The following is a 26,390-nucleotide window of genomic DNA, read 5'->3' as shown; positions in this document are numbered from 1 at the left end:
AACGCCGATAGCGCGTTTCAAGCGCAGAGACTGCTCGAGAGGCTGGGGAAACCGCCAATGTCATTCACCTTGAAGCTTGCCCAATCGGTCGCCGCATTGGCGATCGGCATGACCCTCGCGGCGCCGGCCGGCGCGTTCGTGCAAAGCCCGCATGCCGTGCCGGAACCGCAGCCCTACCAGGCGCGCGCCAGCCAGCCGAACATGCCCGCGCCCGAATTCCAGCGTGCCCAGGTGGCATTTCAGACCAGCGAGCGGCCTGGCACGATCATCGTCGATACGTCGTCCAAATATCTCTACTTCGTCGAAGGGAACGGCATTGCGACGCGCTACGGCGTCGGCGTCGGCAAGGACGGCTTCGGCTGGTCCGGCACAGTCAGCATCGGCCGCAAGGCCGAGTGGCCGGGTTGGACGCCTCCTGCTGCCATGCGCGAACGCGAACGCGCCAAGGGCAACATCCTGCCGGCCTATATGGAAGGTGGCCCGAACAATCCGCTCGGCGCACGCGCCATGTATCTCTACCGCGGCGGCCAGGACACGATCTACCGCATCCACGGCACCAACCAGCCCTGGACGATCGGCCAGAACATGTCATCCGGCTGCATCCGCATGATGAACGAAGACGTCACGGATCTCTACGCCAGAGCCGGCGTCGGCTCGAAGGTCATCGTGACGGCAACCGGTGCCGGAAACCTCTATTCTGACCTCGGCACCCCGCAGACCAGCACGCGCAGCGCTTTCGGCTTCTTCGGCGGCTGAACCTACCCGCTTCGTCGGCGATGGTCGGGCGTGTCCCGGCAATACGCGATGCCGCACTGGCTGCAGGTCATCGGGGTCAACCAGAGACTGCGTGATAAATTCCATGGATCGACGGAGTGGGTGGCGGCGCAAGCTGCCACCCGTTTTTACGTCAGGCGAGCGCCTGCTCGCTTGGCACCAGCGCCTTCAGCATGGCTTCCGCGGCAGGAGAGCGTTCGCTGCGCTCGATGAAGCCGCCGCCATAGACGCGTGCGTCATTGCCCGTTGCCGAATAAAGCACGCAGGCCTGTCCGGGAGCGACACCGGTTTCACCGTCGAGCAATTCCACCACGGCGATCCCGTCTTCCAGCGTCAGACGCGCAGGCGCCGGCGGGCGTGTGGAGCGCACCTTGGCGAAACACTCGAGGCCTTCCGCCGGAATATCGGCAAGCGCGTTATCGCGGAGCCAATTGACGTTGCGCAGGATGAGGCGGCGCGTTTCCAGCGCTTCGCGCGGACCCACGACGACCCGGCGCGCGCGGGCATCGAGATGGACGACGAAGAGCGGTTCGCCCGTCGCCACGCCCAGGCCCCGACGCTGACCGATCGTATAGTTGATGATCCCGTCATGGCTGCCGAGCACTCGGCCGTCCACATGGACGATGTCGCCGGCAAGCGCTGCGTTCGGCCGCAGTTTCGCGATCACGTCGGTGTACTTGCCCTGCGGCACGAAACAGATGTCCTGGCTGTCCGGCTTGGCCGCGATTTCGAGACCCATCTCCGCCGCGAGGGCGCGGGTTTCCTGCTTGGACAGTCCGCCCAGAGGAAACCGCAGATAATCGACCTGCTCCTGCGTGGTCGCGAACAGGAAGTAGCTCTGGTCTCGCTCGGCGTCGACAGGACGGTGCAGCGCGCGATGCGCGCCATTCTGGCGCGAGCGGATGTAATGCCCGGTCGCGAGCGCATCGGCACCGAGGTCGCGCGCGGTTTCCAGAAGGTCGGCGAACTTGACGGTCTGGTTGCAGGCTACGCACGGGATCGGCGTCTCGCCCGCAACGTAGCTTTCCATGAACGGATTGATCACTGCGTCGCGGAAGCGCTTTTCGTAGTCGAGCACGTAATAGGGAATGCCGAGCCGGTCGGCGACACGGCGGGCATCGGCGATGTCCTGGCCGGCGCAACAGGAGCCGGCCCGCTTCACCGCGGCGCCATGGTCGTAAAGTTGCAGCGTGATGCCGATGACGTCGTAGCCTTCCCGCTTGAGAAGGCCGGCTACGACGGAGGAATCCACGCCACCGGACATGGCGACGACGACCCGCGTGTCGGCGGGCGCCTTTGGAAGGTCGAGGCTGTTCATTTCCAAAATCTTTCGCGTTCAAGGGCGTTCAAGGCGCCGATCAATGCGGGCCGCCTGAAAATGCGCGCAGGCAGGCCTTCAGCGGTCCTATAGGCACAAAACCGGCCCGAAACAAGCAAGAGACCGAGGCCACGAATCACCAAGGTCGCCATTCGTTTACAATTCCTAACGAATTGTTTCGTTTCGCTTAGGCAATTTTTAAACGTCGCAGTCTAGATTTGAATTTCAGGTCACGTGTGTGTGTAGAGAGTCCGAATGACCGATATGGTACGGCCCCGCGTCAAGTATGTCATCGGCCCCGATGGGTCGCCGCTGACGGTTGCCGATCTTCCACCCGCCAATACGCGGCGGTGGGTGATACGGCGCAAGGCTGAAGTCGTCGCTGCCGTACGCGGCGGCTTGCTCAGCCTCGAGGAAGCGTGCGAGCGCTATACCTTGACGGTCGAGGAATTCCTTTCCTGGCAAGCCTCCATCAACGACCATGGCCTTGCAGGCTTGCGCACGACTCGCATCCAGCAATATCGCCACTAGTTCGGCGTCGCCTTCATCCGTTCCATGCTCGGTCGTCTCGTTGGAGGAACGGGCAATGGGACGGTGAGTGCCATGGCGCTTACGGCCAAATCTGCCCGCTCTCCTTGAACGAAGCCTGAACCGCACCGTTCGCCGTCGATTCAGCGTTGCTTTGCTATCTCCCGATCATCGACAAGATGAAACCAAGGAGATGGACATGACTGTTTCAAAAACACGCAACCTGATCGCCATTGGCACCGCCCTCACCCTCGGTGCGAGCATCGCCGCTGCAACCCCGGCACTCGCTCAGAATGGCTGGTTCACCGGCGATCGCGACCAGATCACCCAGCAGATGAACGAAGCCGCAGAGCGTTACAATCTGCAGCCGGTTGCCTATATCGAGTCTGACGACGACGAGTTCGAGGCCTATACGCAGGACGCTCAGGGCAACCGCGCCAAGATCGAGCTCGACCGCTACGGCAATGTCGAAGAAGTCGAGATCGAGTTCGAGCGCCGCGCCAATTTCGTCGGCAATTATGCCAGCGAGAGCCAAGTGCGTCAGTCGATCGAAGATGCGGGCTACGAGTTCGTCGCCCTAGTCGATCGCAAGAAGCGCCACTACGAAATCATGGCTCGCGGCGCCAACGACGAGATGGCCGAACTGCATGTCAATTTCGGCGGTGCAATTTCGAAGGTGAAGTACGAGCCGTCGGAATTCGGACGCGAGCGCGCTTGGGCGCCTGAAGGTCCGGCCGAGCGCGAGCGCGCCGAGCGTCGTGGTGGACCTGCAGCCGGCTTTGCGCCGGGCAACTGATCGACACATCACCTGCTCGACACGACAATGGGCGCCCCTGCTTGGGGCGCCTTTTCCTATTGGAGCCCGGCGATCCTATCGCCGAACGGTCTATCCGTTACCCGGCCCGGCCGAGACGCTGCCCCGCATCGCGCTCTTCCAGCGCAGCTGCCTTGGCATAATCTGCATCGGCCTCTTCGACGGCCAGTTCCGCGGCATCCTTCTGGACCTTCAATTCGCGAAGCGATCCCAAAAGATTGTCCGCACGCTTGCGCGCAGCCTTGGCGAAGGTCGGATAGGCGAAGTGGTTGGTGTCGGAAATCCCCGCTTTCTTCTCTTCGGCGACGATCTGCTGCTCCAATTCCGCGCACATGCGCTCCAGTTCACCCATCATGGTTCCGATCTGGGCCAGCTGGCGACGTTTCTCGTTCAGTTGAAATGCCTTCAAACGAACAAGACTCTCACGTGATTTCATGACGCAATACTCTCCGAACACGAGGCCTCTGCGCCAATGGCGCCACCGGCCGAAAGTGCGCCGGTGCGGGAATTCCCCACCGCCCCCGATGCCACATCGCCCGCGGCTGAAAGAAATCTCCGAAATCTTAACAAAAACCTGACCTCGGTAACGTTTCGTTTACGGGCATCGTTAATCATAAGGACGACCATTTAAGGCTCGGTAAATGGCGGGAGCGAATGAAGCCGCTTTCCCAATGACTGAGTCGGTAGAGTCACTTAGCGCAATTCGCTCACATGAATGGTGAGCGGTCGCGGGAATATTTCCTATTAGAATTCAGCGCTCTGATGCCGAATTCTAACAGGCAGGAAACCGGTTGCCAGACTGAATCAGAATTTGTTAACCATTCGCTGGCAATCTTGGACACAGGCAACGACTGGATCCGTTCCGTCTCGGCTTGGCCATGGCTGCGGGGCGGCGGAAAAGGGGATAAATATGCGGGTTCTACTCATCGAGGACGACAGCGCGACAGCGCAGAGTATCGAACTGATGCTGAAGTCCGAGAGCTTCAACGTTTATACGACCGATCTCGGGGAAGAGGGCGTCGACCTCGGAAAGCTGTATGATTACGACATCATCCTGCTCGACCTGAATCTGCCCGACATGTCCGGATACGAGGTGCTGCGCACCCTGCGTCTGTCCAAGATCAAGACGCCGATCCTGATCCTTTCGGGTATGGCCGGCATCGAGGACAAGGTTCGCGGTCTCGGCTTCGGCGCCGACGACTACATGACCAAGCCGTTCCACAAGGACGAACTTGTTGCCCGCATCCATGCGATCGTGCGTCGCTCCAAGGGTCATGCGCAGTCGGTCATCACGACAGGCGACCTGATCGTCAACCTCGACGCCAAGACTGTCGAAGTTGCGACCCAGCGGGTGCACCTGACGGGCAAGGAATACCAGATGCTGGAGCTGCTTTCGCTCCGCAAAGGCACGACGCTCACCAAGGAAATGTTCCTCAATCACCTCTATGGTGGGATGGACGAGCCGGAACTGAAGATCATCGATGTCTTCATCTGCAAGCTGCGCAAGAAGCTCGCGACTGCTGCCGGCGGCAAGAACTATATCGAGACCGTCTGGGGCCGCGGCTACGTGCTGCGCGAACCGGATGAAGCGGAAGTCCGCGAAATCGCCTGATTTTCGCCGTCTCAATGCTTTGAAGCCGCCTTCGGGCGGCTTTTCTGCGTCAAGCAGCCGAAACTCAGGCCAGCGTCTTGCTCAGGTGTCCGAAAACGGACGTGAGGATGCGGCGATCGAAAGGCTTGATCAGGAAGTCGTCGGCGCCCGCGCGCTTGCCCTGCATCATCGACTTCAGATCGGCCTCGACCAAGCAGTAATAGATCCGCACGGCCGCGCCGCCGGGAAGTTGGCGCACCGCTGCGATGATCTCCAGCGCATCGGGCATCGTCGCATCGACGATCAGAATGTGGGGCAATTGCGCCTGACAGTGCATCAGGGCCTGATCACCTGTGTCAGCTTCGGACACCAGAAAATCGAGGCCGGAAAGAATGCGCTTGGCGACTTTCCGGATGACGGACGAATCATCGACGATCATGAGACGCTGCATGGCACGATCCCTTTCTGTCGGCTTTGGGCCTAGACTGCCCAGCCGTTCTTGATGGATCGTACCTTAGCGCGCTCTTGCGAATATTCTCTCAACGTACAGGCTTAACGGTTGCTTGCCGAAGCGGCGCGAGCAACCGGCCGAAATCAGACCGGTTCGGCGACGAACGTGACGGCTTCGCCATCGGACGACGCACTGATTCGCATGCCCGCCTCATCGGCGAGGAGAACGGTGTAATAGGGCTGGATCGAATGGGCATCGACAGGCTCGTCCAGTTCGCCGGAATGAATCTCCAGGAACTTTGGCGGCACGCGGACCATGCGGCCCTTCGAGATCAGACGAAAACGCGGTGTCGTTTCGAGATCTTCCAGATGAATGTCGATATTGCCTCCCCGCGGGATCGCGCCGTAGGCAACGAGGAACAGGTTCAGAAGCAGCTTGACCTTGTTCTTGGGGATGATCGCGCGCGGGCCATTCCATGTGACCGTGGTCTTGGCATCGGCTCCGACATAGTCTTCTGTCGCCTTTTGCGCCTCGCCCGTATCGATCGAGGCACCGACTGAGCCGGATGCGCCGAAGGCCAGGCGGGCGAATTTCAAGCGGACCGACGCGTTGAGCGCGCTCTGACGGATGAGATCCATCGCCTCGACATCGGCACCGCCCTCGTCGAGCAGCTCCAGGCCGTTGTTGATCGCTCCCACCGGCGAAATGATATCGTGGCACACGCGGCTGCAGAGAAGCGCGGCGAGATCCGGCCCGGCAAGTGTGAGATTCGGATTTCTGGACATATCTTCTCCATGCGACGTGGCGACGATCGGATCGGGACGCGGCCGAAAACTAGTGCGCGAAGCTGGTGCCAAGGTGACGCGCACCGCCGCTCCTCGTTACCATCTTCTTTGATCCGATTTTAGGTAAACCGTTTCTTAATCTGACGCGACGAAAATGCTGCTTCGTCCCTTTCCGGGTCCATCGAAGGAGAGTTTGATGTCGAGGATGCTTCTCGTCGCCCGCCGGGTTCTGTTCGCCATCGCGATGATCGCCGGCGCGTTAGCATTTGCTTTGCCTGCCAGCGCACAGCAGCAGCCGCAAGATTCAGGTGAATACAGCATGCAGGAGATCGTGGACGCCGGTCACGGTTTCTTCGGCTCGACGTCTGGTGGCCTGGCAAAAGTCGTCGAACAGGCGTTCCAATCCTATGGCTTGCCCAACGGCTACGTGCTCGGCGAAGAAGCCGGCGGCGCCTTCATCGGCGGCCTTACCTACGGCGAAGGGCAGTTGCACACAAAAAATGCCGGTAGCCACAATCTCTTCTGGCAGGGCCCGTCGCTCGGCCTCGACTACGGTGGCCAGGGCGCACGCACGATGATGCTCGTCTACGATCTGCCGAGCGTCAACGGCGTCTATGGCCGCTTCGCGGGTGTCGGCGGCTCGGCTTTCGTCGTCGCGGGCGTCGGCATGCAGGTCATGCGCCGCGACCAGGTTCTTCTGGTTCCGATCCGCACCGGCGTCGGCGCTCGTCTCGGGCTCAATATCGGCTACCTGAAACTGACCTCGTCACCAACCTGGAACCCGTTCTGAGCTGGGCGTTTACCTCATGCTTACCATCGCACGCTTTATGGCAGGACGACGCGAGCCGACCAAAGGCCTGCCGCAAGTTGGATCTCACCCGAGTTTTTTGTATTGAAAACAGCGCGGTAACAATTACTTGCTCTGCGGTTCGGGCATTAACCTAAACCGACCCTCACCTTTCTCGGTGATTTCTTTTGAAACCGTTTTGCGATAGACCAGTTTCGGGTAGGGACACCCTGAAATTGGTCTGACGCAACCATGGTCGAGTTCGTATTGCTCTTTGCATTGGGCTTCTTGTCGGCCCTTCTGCTCGGCCTCGTCCTGGCGCCGGCCGTCTTTGGCCGAGTCGTGCGCTACACCGAAAAACGCGTCTATGCGACGGTGCCTATCAGCGGGCGTGAGCTTAAGGCCGCGCGGGATATGGAGCGCGCCGCATTCGCCCTCGAAAACAGCCGCATGTCGGTTTCACTGCGCAACGAACGCGACCGCCGCGTGAGCGAAGCTAAACGGGCGGACGAGCTGGCGGGCAAAGCTGGCACCATGCGTGGCGAAATTTCCGAACTCAGCCAGCAGATCAATGCCTTGAGCATCGACGCAGCCGACCTGCGGTCTTCGAACCGCCAGGAGCGCGAACGCGCCGATGCGCTGCGGCTTGCTCTTTCTGAAACCGAAGAGCGGCTTTCGCAACGTGACGAGGAACGCCGCACCCTCAACGGCAGCACAAGACGCCTCTCGAGCGACCTCGAAGCCATGCGCATCGACCTCGCCACGCGCGAAACCGAGGTAGAGAGCCTTAGATCTTCGCTCGATATGGCTGGAGAAGAACGTCGGCGCCTGCGTGATACCGCAAATGCTGCTGAAAGCCGCAGCAAAGATCTGCAGTTTCGCCTGGAGCGCGAAGAAGCTCGCAGCGCTGCGCTCGAGGCTCGCGTCACGGAGAATCTGGCGAAGATCGTCGATCAGGAAAGCACGATCGAGCGACGCACTGCCGAGATCGCCCGCCTGCGCGACCGTCTCAAGACTGCAGCGGCCGATCTGCGTGCACTCGAAAAAGCCGGCCAGAAGCTCAATGAGGAAAACCGCGTGACGCCAAACGGCACCGATCACTCGAAGGGCCTGCCTATGCAGATCAACGGACAGGCGACTGACGCCTCCGGCGAAGACACCGCGCAGGCTTCCAAGATCGCCATTAGCCAACGTGTCGAACGCCTGCGTGCACGCCATACAGCTCTCGTCGACCGGCTCGTGGCCGCAAACGATACCGATGGCGACCAGGAACTCAGAAGCGAGATCAAGGAAATCGCGGCCAGCATGATCAGCCTGACGGCTGCCCGTGAAGGCGCGTCCTCTCCGATCTATGCGATCCTTGGCAATGTGGAAGCCGAACAGGGCGGGAATTTCGACGCTGCACGCCAGAGCCTTGCGACCCGGGCTGCGGCCCAGCTTCACGAATAATCCTCGAACGGCTTCCCGGTCGGCTAGCCGAGCCGCCCCATCTTCAGCGCCAGATCGTGAAGTGCGAGCGCGGCTGCAGTCGCCAGATTGAGGCTGTCGACGCCCGGCGCCTGGCGAATTCGAACGCTCGACGTCCGGCTCAAGAGCGCAGCCGGCAATCCCTCGCCCTCTGTGCCGACGACGACCGCCATGCGCTGCGTCGGCACGACGGCCTCGATCGTCGCTTCCCCACGGGGAGACAAGGTGAGGATCGTGAAATCCTCCGCGGCCAGTTTTTCCAACAAATCCTCGGCCGTCTCTTCGCGCGCATAGGGCACGCGCAGCGCATGCCCGACCGAAACGCGGATCGCCTTGCGGTAAAGCGGGTCGCAGCTTTGCCCGTCCAGAAGAAGGGCGTCCGCACCGAAGGCGGCGGCATTACGAAACAGCGCGCCCATGTTGTCGTGGTTCGAGATGCCGACCGCGACCAGCGCCAACGCGCTTTGCGGCATTGCTGCCAGAACTGACGCGCTTGCGACCGGCTCGGGCACGCGCCCAAGTGCCAGGACGCCGCGATGCATGGGAAATCCCGTGATCTCGTCCATCACGGCGCGCGGAACGACCATCAGCGGCACGTCGTCGGGAAACCGCGCGAGCAGGTCCGCTATACCGGCGAGCCGATTTTCCAGAACGAGCAGCATTTCGGCGGATGGTCGGCCCGGCTTGCCATGGACATCGGCCAGCACATTGAGCACCACAGTGCCCTCCGCCACGAAGCGCTTCTCGCGGCCGACCAGATCCCGTTCGCGGATATTGCGGAACGGAGCGACGCGCGGGTCGTCTGCGTCCTCGATGCGGATCAGGCGCCGGCCGATCGACGCGCTCATTGACCGATCGAAATCTCTGCCACGATGCGATCCTCGACGATGTCGAATACATAAGCCATGGACGCGCCCTCCCCGCTGGTTCCGAAGAAGAGAATACGGCTTCCATCGAGGGAGACGTTCGAAACCGCAAAGCCTTCCGGCAGGGTCGCTTCCGCCGTCGCAACGGCGCCTTCGGCGGCAAAAGTGGTGTCTCCGGACGACGGCATCGCCACCTCCGCCTCGTCGGTTTCGGAAATCCGATAGACAATGGCGACCAGCACGGCCATAACGCCGATGAACATGATGCCGATGGACACGGCAAGGAGGCGCACCATCTTGCGCCGAACCTTTTCAACCTCCGGATCGAGCGGCTGTTCTTCGAGCTCCGGCGGCGTTTCCATCTTCGACATCGTCAACCCTTCACGCGGCCAAGCCGCCCTTCAATCAGTGTCATGGCCGAACCCTTTAACGAAGCGACATCCGATAAGAAAGTGCTGACGGCGGGCGAAGAGGCCAGCGGCCGGCTGGATGTGTGGCTTGCCGCCGAGTTCGGAGACGAACTTTCGCGCAGCCGCCTAAAGGCGCTGATCAAGGAAGGTGCCGTGACGCTGAACGGCCAGCCTGCCACCGATCCGCACAAGAAGATCAGACCCGGCGACACCGTCGTTGTCGATATCCCGCCGCCGGAAGATCCCGAGCCGCAGGGCGAGGCGATCGCACTCGACATCCTTTACGAAGACGACGACCTCATCGTCATCATGAAGCCTTCAGGGCTCGTGGTTCACCCAGCGGCCGGCAACTGGACCGGAACGCTGGTCAACGCGCTGATCCATCATTGCGGTGACAGCCTTTCGGGCATCGGCGGCGTGCGCCGACCGGGCATCGTGCATCGGCTCGACAAGGACACCACCGGCGTGATGGTGGTCGCCAAGAACGACGCCGCCCACAAGGGTCTGGCCGCGCAGTTCGCAGACCATGGCCGCACCGGCAGCCTCGAACGCGCTTATGTGGCGCTCGTGTGGGGACAGCCGGACCGCATGTCGGGCACGATCGATGCGCCGCTTGGGCGCAGCAACGACCGCGTGCGCCGTGCCGTGCGCAAGGATCTGAGCGGCGACGCGCAGGAGGCGATCACGCATTTCCGTGTCACCGATCGCTTCGGCGCTGCCAATGATGCAACGGCCTTGGCGAGTCTGGTCGAGTGCCGCCTGGAAACAGGGCGCACCCACCAGATCCGCGTCCACATGACCCATATCGGACATCCGCTCATCGGCGACCAGGATTACGGCGCTGCGATGCGGACGAAGTCGAACCGGTTGCCCGCCGACCTTAAAGCCATGGTCGACGGGTTTCCGCGACAGGCGTTGCACGCGTTCCTTTTGGCGTTCGAGCACCCAGTCACGGGTGAGGATTTGCGTTTCGAAGCGCCCCTGCCCGCGGACCTCGCCGGGTTGATCGACGCCTTTCGGCAAATTCCGCGAGCAAGCTGAAACAAAGACCGCGATCGTCGGTTACTCTCGTAACCATTGACGGAGCGTTCACGCGTTTGCGTTCGCGGTAACACCGCTTGATCCGCGTTTCGGCCGTAATTATCTCTAAACTCAAAGCATGTCGGTCGACAGACGACATGACATGATTGGCCCGCCAAACGCTTATGTGGGGGCCAACAACCTTTTTGGAAAGGGTGCTGATATGGCCCGCAGTACATTGCCATCCATTTCTTCTGGCGAAGGCGGTCTCAACCGCTATCTTGAAGAAATCCGTAAATTTCCGATGCTGCAGCCGCAGGAAGAGTACATGCTCGGCAAGCGGTATCAGGAGCACGGCGACCGCGAAGCTGCCCACCGGCTGGTAACCAGCCACCTTCGCCTCGTCGCGAAAATCGCGATGGGCTATCGCGGCTATGGCCTGCCGATCGGCGAAGTCGTTTCCGAGGGCAATGTCGGCCTCATGCAGGCCGTCAAGAAATTCGACCCGGAGCGTGGCTTTCGCCTGGCGACATACGCCATGTGGTGGATCAAGGCGTCCATTCAAGAGTATATTCTTCGTTCGTGGTCGCTCGTGAAAATGGGCACGACCGCCAACCAGAAGCGGCTTTTCTTCAACCTGCGCAAGCTGAAGGGCAAGATGCAGGCGCTGGAGGAAGGCGATCTGCGGCCTGACCAGGTTTCGCATATCGCGACGACGCTGAACGTCTCCGAGGACGAAGTCGTTTCGATGAACCGCCGTCTTTCGGGCGATGCCTCGCTCAACGCGCCGATCCGCGCAACGGAAGGCGAATCCGGCCAGTGGCAGGATTGGCTCGTCGACGACAGCGAAAGCCAGGAAGACATGCTGATCGAGCAGGACGAGCTCGACGACCGTCGCTCCATGCTCGCCGGCGCGCTCAACGTGCTGAACGACCGTGAACGCCGCATTTTCGAAGCCCGCAGGCTCTCGGAAAACCCGATCACGCTGGAAGACCTCTCCGGCGAGTTCGACATCAGCCGCGAGCGCGTGCGCCAGATCGAAGTCCGTGCCTTCGAAAAGGTGCAGGATGCGGTCAAGAAGACAGCCGCCGAGCGTGCCAAGGCTCTCCGGGTCGTCGAAGACGCATAAACCTCCTTGGAGTCATTTGTCGCGTTCCCGAACGGTGAACCGGCAGACACTTCACCTGGAAACGCTTCAAAACGATGCGCCGGTCAGCGGCGCATCGTTTCCAATTGCATGTCGAAGCGAACGACGTTCGAATAGATCGGCGTTCCGACTTCCATGCCGAAGGGCGACCGCATGATGTCGCCTGTCACCTTGAACTGCAGAGATCCCGGCCCCTCGCCCGTGAGCGCCACGTCGAAATCAGCCTCTGCGGTCTTACCGCGTGCCGTGACGATGCCGTGGACAATCGCCGTGTCGGGCCCGGTGAGCTTGACGTCTATCGAGCGGAAACTGACCACATCATAGTTTGCGGTATCGAACACCGCCGCAGAGCGCAGAAAATCGTCGATGCGCTGCTGACCGGTCGACACGCTCTCCGGATATAGATCGAAGACCACGACCGAGCGGGATGGATCGTCCGCGTTCAGTTGCAGCGTTCCCGTGAATGTCGCGAACTCCCCGGCGATCTGGCCTCCGCCAACCTGGCCGACCGAGAACCGGATGTGCGAATTATCGGCCACGAGATAGCTGCCCGCCGCCTCCTCCAAGGTTACAGAGAATGCCGGCGAGACCGCCGCCGGGCTGCATAGTGAAGCGCCGACTGCGGCGAATGCTCCGATTACCCACGCACGCATGGCAGTGTCCTCCAGAGCTCGATATTGACTGGTTTACCGGTCGTTTCCGGCGGATTGGCGGCGCTTCGGCATCATTCTCAGCAATGTGTCATCCCGCCACCGAAAATGATGCAGCAGTGCGGCGGCGATGTGGATGGCCACGACACTCACCGTGCCGTAGGCAAGCCAGCGATGCACCATCGTCGCCCGCGTTTCCGCAACGTCGCCGGGAGCCAGCGGGAGATGCGGAACGACGAATAGATTGAACGCAAAAGTCGGGATACCGAGCGGCGATACCGACACCACGACCCAACCTGCCAGCGCAATGAGGATCGGTGCGACGAGCAGGCAGCGATGCACGACCCCCGCAGCTAGCACCAACCCGCGGCTGCCTTTGGTGACTGGCCTCGTTTCGACCAGCACCCAAATCAGCCGCAGTGCGGCCAGAAGCAACAGCAGCAAGCCGAAGCTCTTATGCCACTGATAGGCCCAGAACGTCGTGGCAGCGGTCTCCGGCAAGATGCGCGTCATGACAACGCCGAGCATGATCTGGCTTATGAAAACGACCGCGATCAGCCAATGGAGGCCGATCGACACGCTTCCATAGCCCTCTCGGTCGTTACGCAACCGCATGACGCATCGCCTTGCTGCGCTGAACTGATCCGCTCAGCGACCGGTCACGGCCGTGGCTGCGCCGATTTTAGCCGGCGGAGCTGCCGGACCGGCGCTGCCAGATCTGGATGGCGCGATTGAAGACGTCGGCGCCTGCCGTGCCCTTGTCGAGCGTCAGCAGCGCGCGGCGGCCATTGCCGTAGACGACCGGAATGTCGATCCATTCGCGCTCACGCATGAGCTGCAGATTGGTCGTCACGGCCTCGGCATAGTCGTTCAGCGCCACCATGAAGAAGTCGTCGGTGATGCGTGCGGGAACGGCGATCAGTTCGTTGCCGCGGTCCTGCTCGGACTCCTTGAAGGCAACGCGCTGTACCGACTCGATGCCGCCGCCCTCGAACGTCGCAGGCAGCGAGAAGACCAATTCGATCAGGTGGCTGGCGGGCAGCGAAGGATCGGCGTTGCGGCGGATGGTGATGAGCGCGGTCAGGTCTTTCTCGGGAACGGAGATCTCGCCGCGGATCGCTTCTTCCGGCTGCGCGTCGCCACCAGGCGATTCAGACACGATGCTCCAGACGACATTGCCCTCGAGGGCCGTCGGTCCGCGCTGGCCGATCCGCTCCTCATAGAGGAACATCGACTGTCCGACGCTCGGCTGACCGTCGCTCTGCTGTGCCACTTCCTCTGCATCGCTCGGCTGCGTGGCTGCATCGGCCGCCGCATCGCTCTGGGCGACTTCTTCAGGCGAGATTTCGTCCGCGAGCGACTCCAGGTTTTCCGGAGAACTCGCTTCGGTCTGGAGTGCGACGGAGCGGCCTTCCGGCGTTTCCTCAGGCTCACCGCCCGGGCCTTCCTGCCGCTCGCTGCCGTCGGTCATTAGCCGCTGCGTGAACTTCTCCACGCCTGCTGCCTGCGCCGGCTCCTCCTGGACAGGAGCAGGTGCGGTCGCCACCTCTTCCTCGGCGGGCGCCATTTCGGTCTCCGGAACCGTAGCGATTTCGGGGTCTGCCGGAGTCTCGGTCGTCGGGGTATCGCCGCCGTCGAAGAGCGCAACGAGAGCGTCGCGCTGGCTATATCCGGCAAAGGCCAGGCCAGCGACGATCAGAAGCGCGATCACGGCAATGATCAGCGGCCGCTTGCTACCGCTTTTGGGAACGGCGCGATGGGCGCGGCGCGGCTGGACGGGCGGCGTTGGGGAGGTTCGCTCCTCACCGGCCGCGACAGTCAACTCGTCGTCCAGCTTTGCAGCAGGACGGAGTTCGGGCTTGGAGCCCGGTCGCGTTGGTCCGCCGACAGGCTCCTCGCCGTCGGCGCGCGCCTGCGCTTCCCATTCGGCCGCGAACAGGTCTTCGGCGGGCTGATCGGTGTTGCGCGTGCCGTTGTCCGGGCGGCCGGCCTCGGCTTCAAGCCACTGGTTCAGCACGTCGTCCTGGGACTGTCCCGGTGTCCATGCAGGCTGAGACGCGGCTGCGGCGGCAGCCGTTGCAGCCACGACGGGTGCCGCAGGCTCAGCACCGTTCGATCGTTCATCGACGGTTGGTTCGTCGAGTTCCGTCTCGAAAACCGGTTCGGCCGGCGGCGGCGGCGCAGCAGCGTCGTCAGTCGACGCGGCCGTTACCTCTTCGACAGGCTCGATAGCGACGGGCTCGACATGTTCCGGAACCGGAGGCGTCTCGTCGACAAGCTCAGGCGCAGCTTGGACGGCGACCGGCTCGACCGGCTGTTCCTCTTCCTTGCGCGCAGTCGGGAAACCGGACTGATAGCGGCTCGGGCGGAATCCGCTTTCGTTTGCGGGCTTTTCGGCGACAGGCTCGGAGCCCCGCGGCGGCATCGGGAACGTCGGAGCGCGTCCAATGGCGTAGCTTCCGAACGGGACCGGCGTCGGCTGAACGGCTTTTGCTGCCTTCTCGCCGTCTGCAGGGGCCTGAGGAGCTGGCTGTGCAGGCTCTTCCGGGGCCGCATCGACTGGTTCGGCTTGCGCATCGAAAGCCGGCGCGTGCCAGTCGTCTTGCGCAGCCACGACAGTGTCATGCACCGGCTCCGGCTGCTCAGGAAGCTCCTGCTCGACGACGACTGGCTCTGGCTCGACGGCGGCGACCGGCTCAGGTTCAGGTTCAGGTTCAGGTTCAGGTTCAGGTTCAGGTTCAGGCTCAGGCTCAGGCTCGGGCTCGGGCTCGGGCTCGGGCTCGGGCTCGGGCTCGGGCTCGGGCTCGGGCTCGGGCTCGGGCTCGGGCTCGGGCTCGGGCTCGGAAACCTCTTCCACCGCCGGCCCTGCGGCAAGTGGTTCCTGCGGCGCGTTCCATTCCTCGTCGGTGAAGACCAGGTCTTCCTCGTTCAGGACTGGCTCGGCGTAGTCGGCCTCCACCTTGGCGACGGCATCTTCCAGTTTTGCCAGCTGGGTTTCGATCGCCTGATCGGACGGCCGCGGCGACATGTTTTCGAGCTGCCGCCGAACAGCGGTTCTTGCCTTGTCATAGACACGCGCGCGCATGTCCGGCGACTTTTCCGCCAGACCGTCAACGGCACGTTTGATGACTGCTACGAAGTCCGCCATTCGGAAGCTCTGTCTTTCTTGTCGGTCGCCGGTAAACCCGTGCGACGCACTGCGTCCCTGGTCCGCAAACTAGTCTTCAAACGGATCGGTCACAAGTATCGTGTCATCGCGTTCAGGGCTGGTGGAAAGAAGAGCGACAGGTGCACCGATAAGTTCTTCGATGTGACGCACGTATTTCACTGCCTGTGCGGGAAGATCGCTCCAACGCCGTGCGCCGACCGTCGATTCTTTCCAGCCTTCGAGCGTTTCATAGATCGGCTTGACCCGAGCCTGCAGGCCTTGGCTGGCCGGCAGGTAATCATAGGTTTCGCCATCGAGCTCGTAGCCGACGCAGATCTTCAGTTCATCGAGACCGTCGAGAACGTCGAGCTTGGTCAGGGCGATGCCGGAGATGCCGTTGGTCGCGACGGACTGGCGCACGAGCACGGCGTCGAACCAGCCACAGCGGCGCTTGCGGCCCGTCACGGTGCCGAATTCATGGCCGCGTTCGCCGAGGAAGTTGCCGATCTCGTTCTGCTGCTCGGTCGGGAACGGGCCTTCGCCGACGCGGGTCGTGTAGGCCTTGGTGATGCCGAGCACATAGCCGACGGATCCCGGGCCCATGCCGGATCCGGCCGCGGCCTGGCCGGCGACCGTGTTTGACGAGGTCACGAACGGATAGGTGCCGTGGTCGATGTCGAGCAGCGTCCCTTGCGCTCCTTCAAAAAGGATGCGCGCGCCGCGGCGCCGTTCGCGATCCAGGAGCCGCCAGACGGCTTCGCTATAGGGAAGCAGGCGCTCGGCAACGGCTTTCAGTTCGTCCAGGATGACGTCTTGGTCCACTTCCGCCTGGCCGAGACCGCGGCGAAGCGCGTTGTGATGTGTCAGCAGGCGATCGACCTTGCCCGGCAGGCTGTCCAGGTCTGCGAGATCGAGCACGCGGATGGCGCGGCGTCCAACCTTGTCTTCGTAGGCGGGACCGATGCCACGGCGGGTCGTGCCGATCTTGGTGCCCGTGTCGTTGGCCGCGTCTTCGCGCAGACCATCGAGTTCGCGGTGCAGCGACAGGATGAGCGTTGCATTTTCGGCAATGCGCAGATTTTCGGGCGTGATCGTCAGGCCCTGGCCAGCGAGCTTGTCCATCTCGCTCAGCAATGCATGAGGATCGATGACAACGCCGTTGCCAATGACGGCAAGCTTTCCTTCGCGCACCACGCCGGAAGGCAGCAGCGAGAGTTTATAGACCTTGCCGTCGATGACGAGCGTATGGCCGGCATTGTGCCCGCCTTGAAACCGAACGACGATATCGGCTCTTTCGGAGAGCCAGTCGACGATCTTGCCCTTGCCCTCGTCGCCCCATTGCGAGCCGACCACAACCACATTCGCCATCGGAACCCTTTCAGCGGTACTCTAGCGGCCAAGAATCCCTGCCGCAGCCAAATCGCCGCATCTATAGTCACTCGGATGCGGGAAAGCGACTCCATGCGGCAGGCTCTCCCGGATTGCAACCGGATCGGACATCTGCCCTTCCCTCCGGGGCACCGAAGCGTCTAGAAGACGGCCACACATTGCGGTTGGAATGCCGCGTCTAGGGACAGCCAACGTGCAGCGTCGCGCCTATATCCTTCTGACACTCACCGCATTGATCTGGGGCGCGAATGCCGTCGCGGGCAAACTTGCCGTCGGGCATGTGAGCCCGTTGCTCCTGACGCTCTTCAGATGGCTGTTCGCGCTTCTGGCGGTTCTGCCCTTCGCCTGGCCGCATATCCGGCGCGACCTGCCCGTCATCCGCCAGAACCTGACCTATCTGCTGCTGCTCGGTGGCGCTGGCTTCACCGGCTTCAACGCAACGCTTTATCTGGCGCTCAACTACACCAGCACCATCAATGTGGTGATCGAGCAGGCCGGCATGCCGCTCATCATCTTCGTCGCGAATTTCATCCTGCTGCGCATCGCGGTCAGCGGATTGCAGATCGTGGGTTTCGCGCTGACGCTCGTCGGCGTCGCCGTGACAGTTTCGGGTGGCGATTTCGGCGCGCTCGTCGCCCTGCAGCTCAATCGGGGCGACGCGTTGATGCTGGTCGCGATTCTCTTTTACGGCGGCTACACGGTCGCGCTGCGCTGGAAGCCGCCAATCCACTGGCTGAGCCTGATGGCGGTTCTTTGCTTCGGGGCAGCGCTCGGCGCCCTGCCGCTCTCCATTGCGGAAGCGGCTACCGATAGCCTGATCATGCCGGATGCGACGGGCTGGGCGATCGTGCTGTTCACCGCAATCCTGCCGTCACTCGTCGCCCAAGCGCTGTATATCCGCGGAAACGAGATCATCGGTGCCAATCGCGCCGGCCTTTTCGTCAATCTGGTGCCGATCTTCGGAACGGTGCTTGCCGTCGCCGTGGTCGGCGAAGAGCTTTATCCGTTCCACCTTGTCGGGCTTGGGCTCGTGCTTGGCGGCATCGCGATCGCCGAAAAGGGCAAGCCGAAGGTCGCGTGAGGCCAACGGTTCAGACCTGACGCTCCATGTAGATCGCATCGTCGCCATAGCTTGCGATGCCCTCACGGCCCTGCTCCGGTTCCAGCGGTCCGAAGCCCTGTGCGCGCCAGAACCCGCCCGCGCCATTGACTGCCACGAGAGCCACGACATCGAGACCTGCTGCACGCGATGCTGCTGCCGCGAGCCGCACCGCTTCGCGCGCCGCGCCGAAGCCGCGCGCCGACTCAAGCAGGCTGAGATCATGGAGGTACCAGCAATCCGGGCTTTCCGGCAGCGTCCCGATCGTCTGATTCAGCGCTGGCGGGCGGCCCTTCATCCAAGGGTGCCCGACCAGATAACCCACGATCGCACCGTCCATTTCCATGACAAAGCAGCCATCGGGCGCCAAGGCGAGAAGTTCTTGGAAGATCGCCGGCTCCTCGGGGTATGCCGCGAGCGCGATGGACGAGATTTCGGCGATGCGTGGAACGTCTCCAGGCACGGCGCGGCGCCACTGATAGTCGGGCATTCCTCGATATTCCTCTTTAAAGCTTCTTCCGGTGGCGGCAATCAGCGCGTTCTTATACTTCCGAGAGACAAACCGCCAATTTGTAGGTGACGCGATAAGTGTTGATTAACCGGAGTCCATAAAATTGAGCCTCTACCATCAAGGGGCTGGGATCGTGAAATCATTGAAAATCGGGGCGCGCATCTATCTGCTGGCGTGCCTGGCACTCCTCATCATGGCGGCTGCCGTCGCCTATCAAACCTATGTCGGATTCAATTCCACCGTCGAGGAGCGCAAGGCGAAGCTTGCGCAGATGAACGACGCAGCCATCACCATCATCCAGAACTTCCATGCTGCCGAGCAGTCTGGCGCGATGAGCCAGGAAGACGCGCAGGCGGGGGCTCTGCGCGCTGTCATGGCCGTGCGTTACGGCGCCGACGGGTATTTCTGGGTCAACGACATGAACCACATCATGGTCGCTCACCCGATCAACGAGAAACTCGTCGGCCAGGATGTCAGCGGCATGCAGGACCCGACCGGCAAGTATTTCTTCCAGGAATTCGTGGACGTCGTTCAGGCGAACGGCTCCGGCTTCGTCGAATATTACTGGCCGAAGCCTGGGTTCGAGGAAGCGGTGGAGAAATACTCCCACGTTGCGGGCTTCGCACCCTGGGGATGGGTCGTCGGAAATGGCGTCTATACGGACGACCTTCAGGCGCTTCTTTGGCAAGAAACCTCCGTCGCAGCAGGGACAATCCTGTTTGCAGCGCTTCTCACGCTCGCCAGCGCCTTTTTCATCAGCCGTTCGATCGCCTTGCCGGTGATGGAACTGAAATCGGTCATGCGGGAGGTGGCGGAGAACGATACGTCCACCGACGTGCCGCATATCGATCGACGTGACGAGATCGGCGAAATGGCGAAGGCGCTCGTCCTGTTGCGCCAGTCGGTCATCGACCGCAATTTTCTGGAGAGCAACAAAGCGGAGCAGCAGTCGCAGATCGACGCCGAGCGCAACGCGAACGAAAGCGCACGCCGCCGTCATGCCGAAGAGGTCCAGCTTGCCATCGACGGCATTGGTCAGGCCCTGAGCGAGCTTGCCGATGGCAACCTGCTCTATCGCATCGACACCCAGTTCAGCGGCCAGCTCGACGTGCTGCGCGAGAACTTCAACCACTCCGTCGCCAAGCTGGACGACGCGATGAAAGCGGTCGGCGAAAATGCCCGCGGCATCGATGCCGGTTCACGCGAGATTCAATCGGCAGCCGACGACCTGTCGCGCCGCACGGAACAGCAGGCAGCCTCTGTCGAAGAGACCGCAGCGGCTCTCGAAGAGATCACCACCACGGTCAAGGACAGCGCACGCCGCGCCGAAGAAGCACGCCAGTTGGTGGCACGCACCAAAGAGGGCGCCGAACGCTCGGGTGCCATCGTGCGAGACGCTGTCCATGCGATGGAAAAAATCGAGAATTCGTCGGTCGAGATCGCCAACATCATCGGCCTCATCGACGACATCGCGTTTCAGACCAACCTGCTCGCGCTGAATGCCGGTGTGGAAGCAGCCCGCGCTGGCGATGCCGGCAAGGGCTTTGCGGTCGTCGCCCAGGAAGTGCGCGAATTGGCTCAGCGGTCCGCTTCGGCGGCACGTGAGATCAAGACGCTGATCAGTTCGTCCGGCGATCAGGTCAAGCAGGGCGTCGACCTTGTCGGTCGCACCGGTGATGCGCTCCAGGCCATCGTCGGCGAGGTGCAGGAGATCAATGCCCATGTCGCCGCGATCGCAGAAAGCGCCAAGGAGCAGTCGATCGGGCTCGGCGAGATCAACAGCGCCGTGAATACGATGGACCAGGGCACGCAGCAGAATGCGGCGATGGTGGAACAGTCGACAGCGGCGAGCCACAATCTCGCCCGCGAGGCCGCCGAGCTGAACGCGCTGCTCGCACAGTTCAAGATGGGAGAAGGTGCGTCGTCTGCCGCACATAGCGCGCGGACTTCGGCGCCCTCACGGGTATCGAAGTCGGTCGGCCCGGCGCATGTCAGCGCCAGCACCCCATCGAGACCATCGCCTGCGCGCGCGCTGGGACGGCGACTGGCGGGAGCGTTCGGCGGCGCGGCAACCGCTGCGGTGGCTCGTTCGAGCGAAGAGAACTGGGAAGAGTTCTGAGCCGGATCTGGTCAGCAAACCGATCAGCGATTGAAAACGGCGCGCTCCTGACGGGGCGCGCCGTTTTGCATCAAGAGGCCTTCTTCAGTTCGCCATGGCCTTTCAACACGCGATCGCCGTCTTCCTGTTCGATGAGATAGGCCGGATCGTCCTTCGACGCATCGCGGGTGATCTTCTCGCCCTTGATGGTGCGGGTAACCTTTTCGGTGAAGCTTTCGGCGACCTTTCCGGTCCCTTCGCCGTTGCCCCACTTCCACTCGACCTTGGTGCCCTTGCGGTATTTTTCCACGCCACATGTCTCCATGACTTGATCGTGGCGATCAACGTGACGTCATGGCGGCTGGTTCCGGGCCAACAAAAAAGGCCGGCAAAGCCGGCCTTTTGAAACGCGCGATGTCAAGGCGGATCATGCGGCCTTGACGATCTCCACAAGTTCTACGGCGAAGACGAGATCACGGCCGGCGAGCGGATGGTTGCCGTCCACCGTGACGCTGTCCTCATCGACTTCGACCACGGTCAGCTGAACCGTCTGGCCGCTCTGCGTCTGAGCCTGAAGCTGAGCGCCGGGTTGGATGTTCACTTCTGCCGGGATCGCGTCGCGCGGAACCTGCTGGATGCTCTGCGGATCGTGCGGGCCATAGGCCTGCTCAGCCGGGATCGTCACGGTCGATTTTTCACCGACAGCCATGCCCTGCACTTCCTGGTCGAGACCGGGAATGATCTGGCCGGAGCCGACCGTGAATTCCAGCGGATCGCGACCTTCCGAGCTGTCGAACTGGGTGCCGTCCGTCAGGGTTCCGGTGTAGTGAATGCGAACGAGATCGCCGGTTTTTACCTGTGCCATGCGCAGACCTTTCTCTTGCGAAACGCGGCTCGGGATATCGCGCTTCAGAGCGACCACCGCGTTGTTTCGTATGAATTCGAACCTACAAGATAGGCATTCATCCGCCGATTGAAACATTTTGCGCGATAAAATCGGGCAACTGGCCCGTACGAACCGCGCAAAATGGGCATTTTAGCCGCCGGCAGCCCGGAGGCCGGCCGACGGCAGTAGGCATGGATCAATCGACGTTGAACTCGAGCGCCTTGGCGGACTGCACCTGCGGGTGGCTGCGCAGTTCGTCCAGAACGCTCTCTTCCACCGGACCATCGACATAAAGCAGCGCGATGGCGTTGCCGCCGGCGACATCGCGGCCGAGCTGGAAGTTGGCGATGTTGACGCCTGCCTTGCCGAAGATGGTGCCGAGAAGGCCGATGAAGCCCGGCTTGTCCTCGTTCGTTGTGTAGACCATGTGGCGGCCGATCTCGGCATCGAGATTGATGCCCTTGATCTGGATGAAGCGCGGCTTGCCGTCGGAGAAGACAGTGCCGGCGATCGAGCGCGTCTGGTTCTCGGTCTTCACCGTCAGGCGGATATAGCCATCGAAGATGCCCGACTTGTCGCGCTTCACCTCGGAAAAGAGGATACCGCGTTCCTTCGCCATGATCGGCGCCGAGACCATGTTGACGTCGGCGACCTGCGCACGGATCAGACCGGCGAGCACTGCGGACGACAGGGCCTTGGTGTTGAGTTCGGCCGTGACGCCGTCATAGAGAACCTCAACCTCCTGGATGGAGGTTTCAGTCGCCTGCCCCACGAAGGCACCCAGCATGTCGGCGAGCTTGACGAACGGCTTGAGGCGCGGTGCTTCTTCCGCCGAGATCGACGGCATGTTGATGGCGTTGGTGACGGCGCCCTTCAGAAGATAATCGGCCATCTGCTCCGCTACCTGCAGCGCGACGTTTTCCTGCGCTTCGGTCGTGGACGCGCCGAGATGCGGCGTGCAGACCACGTTTTCGAGGCCGAAGAGCGGGCTTTCCGTCGCCGGCTCGGTTTCGAAGACGTCGAAGCCGGCTCCGGCCACCTTGCCGGATTTCAGGGCTTCGGCGAGATCGGCTTCAACGACGAGACCGCCGCGGGCGCAGTTGATGATACGCACGCCGTCCTTCATCTTGGTGATCGCAGCCGCATTGATGATGTTGCGGGTCTTGTCGGTCAGTGGCACGTGCATGGTGATGAAGTCGGCACGGGCAAACAGCGTGTCCAGATCGACCTTCTCGACGCCCAACTGGTCTGCACGCTCGGGCGACAGGAACGGATCGAAGGCAACGACGTGCATCTTCAGGCCGATGGCGCGGGTCGCGACGATCGACCCGATATTGCCGCAGCCGATGACGCCGAGCGTCTTGCCGGTGATTTCCACGCCCATGAAGCGGTTCTTTTCCCACTTGCCCGCCTGGGTGGAGGCGTCGGCGGCGGGCAGCTGGCGGGCGACCGCGAACATGAGCGCGATGGCGTGCTCGGCCGTCGTGATCGAGTTGCCGAAGGGCGTGTTCATCACGATGATGCCCTTGCGGCTTGCCGCAGGGATGTCGACGTTGTCGACGCCGATGCCGGCGCGGCCGATGACCTTGAGGTTGCCGGCCGCCTCGATGATCTTCTCGGTCACCTTCGTGGCCGAACGGATCGCGAGGCCGTCATAGTTGCCGATGATCTCGAGAAGCTTTTCCTTGTCCTTGCCGAGCTTCGGCTGGAAGTCGACGTCGATGCCCCGATCCTTGAATATCTGGACGGCGGTCTCGGAGAGAGCGTCGGATACGAGTACGCGCGGTGCCATGTCTGGCCTCCTGAATTGAGAACGAATTGTTGGATTTGGGTTCGGCCAGCGCGCGGGACGCTGGCCGTATCAATCAAGCGATCAGGCGGCAGCCTTGAGCGTCGCCTTTTGGGCATGGAAAGCCCAGTCGAGCCACGGCATCAGGGCTTTGAGATCGGACGTCTCGACAGTCGCGCCGCACCAGATGCGAAGGCCGGCCGGCGCATCGCGGTAGGCGCCGATGTCATAGGCAATGCCCTGCTTGTCGAGAGCGGTGACGATGCCCTTCGCAAAGGCAGCCTGCTCGTCGTCGGAGAGCGCAGTCACGTCCGGATCCGCGATCGTCAGGCAGACGGAGGTGTTCGACCGTGTCTCGTCGACCTTGGCCAGATTTGCGATCCACGGTGTCTTGGCGACGAAATCGAAGATCACCTTGGCGTTGGCATCGGCGCGGCCCACGAGGGCATCGAGACCGCCGATGGACTTCGCCCATTTCAGCGCATCGACATAATCCTCGACGCAAAGCATCGACGGGGTATTGATCGTCTCGCCCTTGAAGATGCCTTCGATGAGCTTTCCGCCCTTCGTCATGCGGAAGATTTTCGGCAGCGGCCAGGCAGGCTGGTAGCTCTCGAGACGTGCGACAGCGCGTGGGCTGAGGATCAAGACACCGTGACCGCCCTCGCCGCCCAGAACCTTCTGCCAGGAGAAGGTGACGACATCGAGCTTGGCGAAATCGAGCTTTTGGGCAAACGCTGCAGAAGTGGCATCGCAGATCGTCAGGCCCTGACGGTCGGCTGGAATGAAATCAGCGTTCGGAACACGCACGCCGGAGGTGGTGCCGTTCCAGGTGAAGACAATGTCATTGTTGAAGTCGAGCGTCGAAAGGTCGGGCAGATCGCCGTAGCCGGCTTCGATCTTGCGGGCGTCCTTGAGCTTCAACTGCTTGACGACATCGGTCACCCAGCCGGCGCCGAAGCTTTCCCAGGCGACCATGTCGACGCCGCGCTCGCCGAGCAACGACCACATGGCCATCTCCACGGCGCCCGTGTCGGAGGCCGGAACGATGCCGATGCGGTAATCGGCTGGTACCTGCAGCACTTCGCGCGTCAGGTCGATCGCCTCTGCGAGACGCGTCTTCCCGATCTTGGAACGGTGGGAGCGACCAAGCGTGTCCGTGGACAGCTGGTCCAGCGACCAACCGGGTCGCTTGGCGCAAGGGCCTGAGGAAAAATTGGGGTTTTGCGGACGCAACTCGGGCGTCGGAAAAGTGCTCATCGCGGTCTATCCTTCCAGATAGTAAGCCTCTCGGTGGGGAGAGGTGGCCCGCGACGGGAATTACTGCAGCGAGCACATCTCTGCAAGAGGCCGCTAAAAAGAAAAGCCGCCGTCCCAGGGAAAGGACGACGGCTTTTGGAGGTCAGAAGTTTCGTGACGCCAATGACTACTGGCGGACGACCGGACCCGAGAAGTCGTTGAAACGACCTTCGTCCGTAGCGTAGGCGGCCGGAGCGTTCATCGTGACGACGCCGGAAGCGGCGGTGTAATCCGGAGCGACCGGGCCGCGGAATTCGGAGATCGGGGTCTGGGCAGCGGCGACCGTTGCGGTGGTTGCGACGATGGCGGCTGCAAGTGCGAGTACAGAGTTCTTCATTTTCATAATCCTAAATTTGGTTTTACTCGAAGCCCGCAATGGGGAGATACTCAACCCATCGCGGCCATGAGTGGTCTTCGACGATTACTGACGAACGACTGGGCCGGAGAAATCGTTGAAGCGACCTTCGTCACCAGCGATCGTGGCAGGAGCGTCCAGGCTGATCGAGCCAGAAGCGGTCGTGTAGTCGTTGGCGAGCGGGCCACGGAACTCAGAAATCGGGGTCTGAGCAGCAGCGACGGTTGCGGTCGTTGCGATGATGGCGGCTGCGAGTGCAAACACAGAATTTTTCATGATCGTTTTCCTTTTTTCTTACTTTTGTTTCGCTCGGCTGGCGGACGGTTCATCGCCCGCCGCCGAGGAAGTTCTTCTGATCGAGCGTCTTACTGACGGACGACGGGACCAGAGAAATCGTTGAAGCGGTTTTCATCGCTGAAGGTGCCGTAGGAACCATCGACGCTCGGACCGGCCGAGTAGGTCGAAGCATCAGCGGCTACAGGCCCACGGAATTCGGAGATCGGGGTCTGAGCAACGGCAACCGATGCGGAAGCTGCGATGACAGCGGCGGCAAGTGCAAACACAGAATTTTTCATTTTATTCGCCTTTCAATTCTTCTTCTTTGATCAGTGTGCGAACCAGGTGGCTTGAAGACATCTGCCTCGCTGCATGATTGTAACTTGGTGCGCTCCGGGGAGGATTGTCAGTGCGCAAACTGTGAACGCTGTGTGACAGTTTTCTATTGAAACTTTTTCGCGAGCGTTCGGTGAACCGTGTTGATGGCAGGTCTCCTTTCTCGGCTGGTTCGTTGCGACCTATTTGGCAACTTCAGGCCTGGAGACGATAGATCGATCGTCCGCGATGATTGCTCGATCCTCCGAAACCGCGATGCGCGGCCCGGACTCCTCGGACGAATTCACTGGATTTTCGAATTAGCGACCGACGGACCCGGTCGTCTGATAGAACCGCGGCGTATCGTTGAAATTGCCGTAGTCGGCTTCCATCCGGGTGGCAGAGGCATAGCTTGCGTGATTGTCCGCAAACGTTCCTCGCGGGGCGCAGAGCAGGCCTTCGGCGGATGCGGATTGATGCGAGAGGGTGGCTGCCAGCATAGCGGTGACAACCGCGAACACAGAATTCTTCATGGGGATGGTCCTTGGGGTATTTTCTTGTTTTTGACAGCCGAACGCGCGCAGGCACCGCTCGCTGTTGGGGACCATGTGGTGCGG

29 protein-coding genes are annotated in these 26,390 nt (G+C 61.8%); 10 read left to right on the top strand and 19 right to left on the bottom strand.

Going from position 1 to position 26,390, the window contains the following annotated elements:
- Nucleotides 1-57: 57 nt before the first annotated feature.
- Nucleotides 58-756, top strand: a complete 699-nt coding sequence (locus tag GC125_RS05850) for a L,D-transpeptidase (RefSeq protein ID WP_151984528.1) — start codon at nucleotides 58-60, stop codon at nucleotides 754-756.
- Nucleotides 757-907: 151 nt separating this feature from the next.
- Here the strand turns inward: GC125_RS05850 and mnmA are convergent, their stop codons facing one another.
- Nucleotides 908-2,092 carry a tRNA 2-thiouridine(34) synthase MnmA gene (gene mnmA, locus GC125_RS05845; protein WP_151984526.1) on the bottom strand — a complete coding sequence of 395 codons (1,185 nt, stop codon included), beginning with the start codon at nucleotides 2,090-2,092 and terminating at the stop codon, nucleotides 908-910.
- A gap of 255 nt (nucleotides 2,093-2,347) precedes the next feature.
- On the opposite strand from mnmA, the gene sciP reads away from it, so the two are divergent.
- Together sciP and GC125_RS05835 are read left to right on the top strand one after the other, a co-directional pair.
- Nucleotides 2,348-2,623, top strand: coding sequence for a CtrA inhibitor SciP (gene sciP, locus GC125_RS05840; RefSeq protein WP_126011690.1), 276 nt, complete (start codon nucleotides 2,348-2,350; stop codon nucleotides 2,621-2,623).
- A gap of 196 nt (nucleotides 2,624-2,819) precedes the next feature.
- Nucleotides 2,820-3,416 carry a hypothetical protein gene (locus tag GC125_RS05835; RefSeq protein ID WP_199864467.1) on the top strand — a complete coding sequence of 199 codons (597 nt, stop codon included), beginning with the start codon at nucleotides 2,820-2,822 and terminating at the stop codon, nucleotides 3,414-3,416.
- 97 nt (nucleotides 3,417-3,513) lie between these two features.
- On the opposite strand, the gene GC125_RS05830 is transcribed toward GC125_RS05835, so the two are convergent.
- The gene (locus GC125_RS05830) at nucleotides 3,514-3,870 is read right to left on the bottom strand and encodes a flagellar export protein FliJ (protein ID WP_151984522.1); all 357 of its coding nucleotides are present in this window, start codon (nucleotides 3,868-3,870) and stop codon (nucleotides 3,514-3,516) included.
- A 474-nt stretch (nucleotides 3,871-4,344) separates the two neighbouring features.
- Here GC125_RS05830 and ctrA point away from each other — a divergent pair, with 474 nt between their 5' ends.
- Nucleotides 4,345-5,046: a response regulator transcription factor CtrA gene (gene ctrA, locus GC125_RS05825; RefSeq protein WP_151984520.1), complete on the top strand. Its 702-nt coding sequence runs from the start codon at nucleotides 4,345-4,347 to the stop codon at nucleotides 5,044-5,046.
- A 64-nt stretch (nucleotides 5,047-5,110) separates the two neighbouring features.
- On the opposite strand, the gene GC125_RS05820 is transcribed toward ctrA, so the two are convergent.
- Nucleotides 5,111-5,476, bottom strand: coding sequence for a response regulator (locus GC125_RS05820; RefSeq protein ID WP_151984518.1), 366 nt, complete (start codon nucleotides 5,474-5,476; stop codon nucleotides 5,111-5,113).
- Between the two features lie 143 nt (nucleotides 5,477-5,619).
- Entirely contained in the window at nucleotides 5,620-6,261 is a 642-nt protein-coding gene (chpT, locus tag GC125_RS05815; RefSeq protein WP_151984516.1) for a histidine phosphotransferase ChpT, read from the bottom strand.
- Between the two features lie 205 nt (nucleotides 6,262-6,466).
- Between chpT and GC125_RS05810 the strand changes: the two genes are divergently transcribed.
- Both GC125_RS05810 and GC125_RS05805 read left to right on the top strand, forming a co-directional pair.
- On the top strand, nucleotides 6,467-7,051 hold the full coding sequence (locus tag GC125_RS05810) for a DUF1134 domain-containing protein (RefSeq protein ID WP_502706087.1): 585 nt from the start codon (nucleotides 6,467-6,469) through the stop codon (nucleotides 7,049-7,051).
- A gap of 249 nt (nucleotides 7,052-7,300) precedes the next feature.
- Nucleotides 7,301-8,497, top strand: coding sequence for a coiled-coil domain-containing protein (locus GC125_RS05805; RefSeq protein ID WP_151984512.1), 1,197 nt, complete (start codon nucleotides 7,301-7,303; stop codon nucleotides 8,495-8,497).
- A gap of 23 nt (nucleotides 8,498-8,520) precedes the next feature.
- Here the strand turns inward: GC125_RS05805 and GC125_RS05800 are convergent, their stop codons facing one another.
- Together GC125_RS05800 and GC125_RS05795 are read right to left on the bottom strand one after the other, a co-directional pair.
- Nucleotides 8,521-9,351, bottom strand: a complete 831-nt coding sequence (locus GC125_RS05800) for a TrmH family RNA methyltransferase (protein ID WP_151987603.1) — start codon at nucleotides 9,349-9,351, stop codon at nucleotides 8,521-8,523.
- Between the two features lie 8 nt (nucleotides 9,352-9,359).
- On the bottom strand, nucleotides 9,360-9,752 hold the full coding sequence (locus GC125_RS05795; RefSeq protein ID WP_151984510.1) for a hypothetical protein: 393 nt from the start codon (nucleotides 9,750-9,752) through the stop codon (nucleotides 9,360-9,362).
- Between the two features lie 42 nt (nucleotides 9,753-9,794).
- Between GC125_RS05795 and GC125_RS05790 the strand changes: the two genes are divergently transcribed.
- A complete protein-coding gene (locus tag GC125_RS05790; protein ID WP_151984508.1) occupies nucleotides 9,795-10,832 on the top strand; it encodes an RluA family pseudouridine synthase in 1,038 nt (345 codons plus the stop codon).
- Between the two features lie 202 nt (nucleotides 10,833-11,034).
- Complete coding sequence (rpoH, locus tag GC125_RS05785) at nucleotides 11,035-11,940, top strand: RNA polymerase sigma factor RpoH (protein WP_151984506.1); 906 nt, start codon at nucleotides 11,035-11,037, stop codon at nucleotides 11,938-11,940.
- A gap of 83 nt (nucleotides 11,941-12,023) precedes the next feature.
- On the opposite strand, the gene GC125_RS05780 is transcribed toward rpoH, so the two are convergent.
- From GC125_RS05780 to GC125_RS05765, 4 genes are all read right to left on the bottom strand, one after another.
- Nucleotides 12,024-12,611 (bottom strand): YceI family protein, encoded by a 588-nt coding sequence (locus GC125_RS05780; protein ID WP_151984504.1) that lies wholly within the window; start codon nucleotides 12,609-12,611, stop codon nucleotides 12,024-12,026.
- Nucleotides 12,612-12,644: 33 nt separating this feature from the next.
- Complete coding sequence (locus GC125_RS05775; protein WP_151984502.1) at nucleotides 12,645-13,223, bottom strand: cytochrome b; 579 nt, start codon at nucleotides 13,221-13,223, stop codon at nucleotides 12,645-12,647.
- A gap of 67 nt (nucleotides 13,224-13,290) precedes the next feature.
- Nucleotides 13,291-15,756: a hypothetical protein gene (locus tag GC125_RS05770; protein WP_151984500.1), complete on the bottom strand. Its 2,466-nt coding sequence runs from the start codon at nucleotides 15,754-15,756 to the stop codon at nucleotides 13,291-13,293.
- A gap of 69 nt (nucleotides 15,757-15,825) precedes the next feature.
- Nucleotides 15,826-17,124 carry an adenylosuccinate synthase gene (locus GC125_RS05765; RefSeq protein ID WP_151984498.1) on the bottom strand — a complete coding sequence of 433 codons (1,299 nt, stop codon included), beginning with the start codon at nucleotides 17,122-17,124 and terminating at the stop codon, nucleotides 15,826-15,828.
- Nucleotides 17,125-17,338: 214 nt separating this feature from the next.
- On the opposite strand from GC125_RS05765, the gene GC125_RS05760 reads away from it, so the two are divergent.
- A complete protein-coding gene (locus tag GC125_RS05760; protein WP_151984496.1) occupies nucleotides 17,339-18,226 on the top strand; it encodes a DMT family transporter in 888 nt (295 codons plus the stop codon).
- A gap of 10 nt (nucleotides 18,227-18,236) precedes the next feature.
- Here the strand turns inward: GC125_RS05760 and GC125_RS05755 are convergent, their stop codons facing one another.
- The gene (locus GC125_RS05755) at nucleotides 18,237-18,734 is read right to left on the bottom strand and encodes a GNAT family N-acetyltransferase (protein ID WP_151984494.1); all 498 of its coding nucleotides are present in this window, start codon (nucleotides 18,732-18,734) and stop codon (nucleotides 18,237-18,239) included.
- Nucleotides 18,735-18,888: 154 nt separating this feature from the next.
- Here GC125_RS05755 and GC125_RS05750 point away from each other — a divergent pair, with 154 nt between their 5' ends.
- The gene (locus tag GC125_RS05750) at nucleotides 18,889-20,874 is read left to right on the top strand and encodes a methyl-accepting chemotaxis protein (RefSeq protein ID WP_199864466.1); all 1,986 of its coding nucleotides are present in this window, start codon (nucleotides 18,889-18,891) and stop codon (nucleotides 20,872-20,874) included.
- Between the two features lie 70 nt (nucleotides 20,875-20,944).
- Here GC125_RS05750 and GC125_RS05745 read toward each other — a convergent pair whose 3' ends face one another.
- The 8 genes from GC125_RS05745 to GC125_RS05710 form a co-directional block, all read right to left on the bottom strand.
- The gene (locus tag GC125_RS05745; protein ID WP_286165377.1) at nucleotides 20,945-21,163 is read right to left on the bottom strand and encodes a hypervirulence associated TUDOR domain-containing protein; all 219 of its coding nucleotides are present in this window, start codon (nucleotides 21,161-21,163) and stop codon (nucleotides 20,945-20,947) included.
- Between the two features lie 117 nt (nucleotides 21,164-21,280).
- The gene (locus GC125_RS05740; protein WP_151984490.1) at nucleotides 21,281-21,718 is read right to left on the bottom strand and encodes an FKBP-type peptidyl-prolyl cis-trans isomerase; all 438 of its coding nucleotides are present in this window, start codon (nucleotides 21,716-21,718) and stop codon (nucleotides 21,281-21,283) included.
- Between the two features lie 217 nt (nucleotides 21,719-21,935).
- Nucleotides 21,936-23,531: a phosphoglycerate dehydrogenase gene (gene serA, locus GC125_RS05735; protein ID WP_151984488.1), complete on the bottom strand. Its 1,596-nt coding sequence runs from the start codon at nucleotides 23,529-23,531 to the stop codon at nucleotides 21,936-21,938.
- A gap of 81 nt (nucleotides 23,532-23,612) precedes the next feature.
- Nucleotides 23,613-24,788, bottom strand: coding sequence for a phosphoserine transaminase (locus GC125_RS05730; protein ID WP_151984486.1), 1,176 nt, complete (start codon nucleotides 24,786-24,788; stop codon nucleotides 23,613-23,615).
- Between the two features lie 166 nt (nucleotides 24,789-24,954).
- Nucleotides 24,955-25,164 (bottom strand): hypothetical protein, encoded by a 210-nt coding sequence (locus tag GC125_RS05725; protein WP_151984484.1) that lies wholly within the window; start codon nucleotides 25,162-25,164, stop codon nucleotides 24,955-24,957.
- A gap of 84 nt (nucleotides 25,165-25,248) precedes the next feature.
- Nucleotides 25,249-25,458: a hypothetical protein gene (locus GC125_RS05720; RefSeq protein ID WP_151984482.1), complete on the bottom strand. Its 210-nt coding sequence runs from the start codon at nucleotides 25,456-25,458 to the stop codon at nucleotides 25,249-25,251.
- A gap of 89 nt (nucleotides 25,459-25,547) precedes the next feature.
- Entirely contained in the window at nucleotides 25,548-25,757 is a 210-nt protein-coding gene (locus GC125_RS05715; protein ID WP_151984480.1) for a hypothetical protein, read from the bottom strand.
- 336 nt (nucleotides 25,758-26,093) lie between these two features.
- The gene (locus GC125_RS05710) at nucleotides 26,094-26,306 is read right to left on the bottom strand and encodes a hypothetical protein (RefSeq protein ID WP_151984478.1); all 213 of its coding nucleotides are present in this window, start codon (nucleotides 26,304-26,306) and stop codon (nucleotides 26,094-26,096) included.
- Nucleotides 26,307-26,390 lie beyond the last annotated feature (84 nt).

The organism is Rhizobium sp. EC-SD404 (genome assembly GCF_902498825.1).
Lineage (GTDB): Bacteria > Pseudomonadota > Alphaproteobacteria > Rhizobiales > Rhizobiaceae > Georhizobium.
This window is presented reverse-complemented; position numbering and strand designations above follow the sequence as displayed.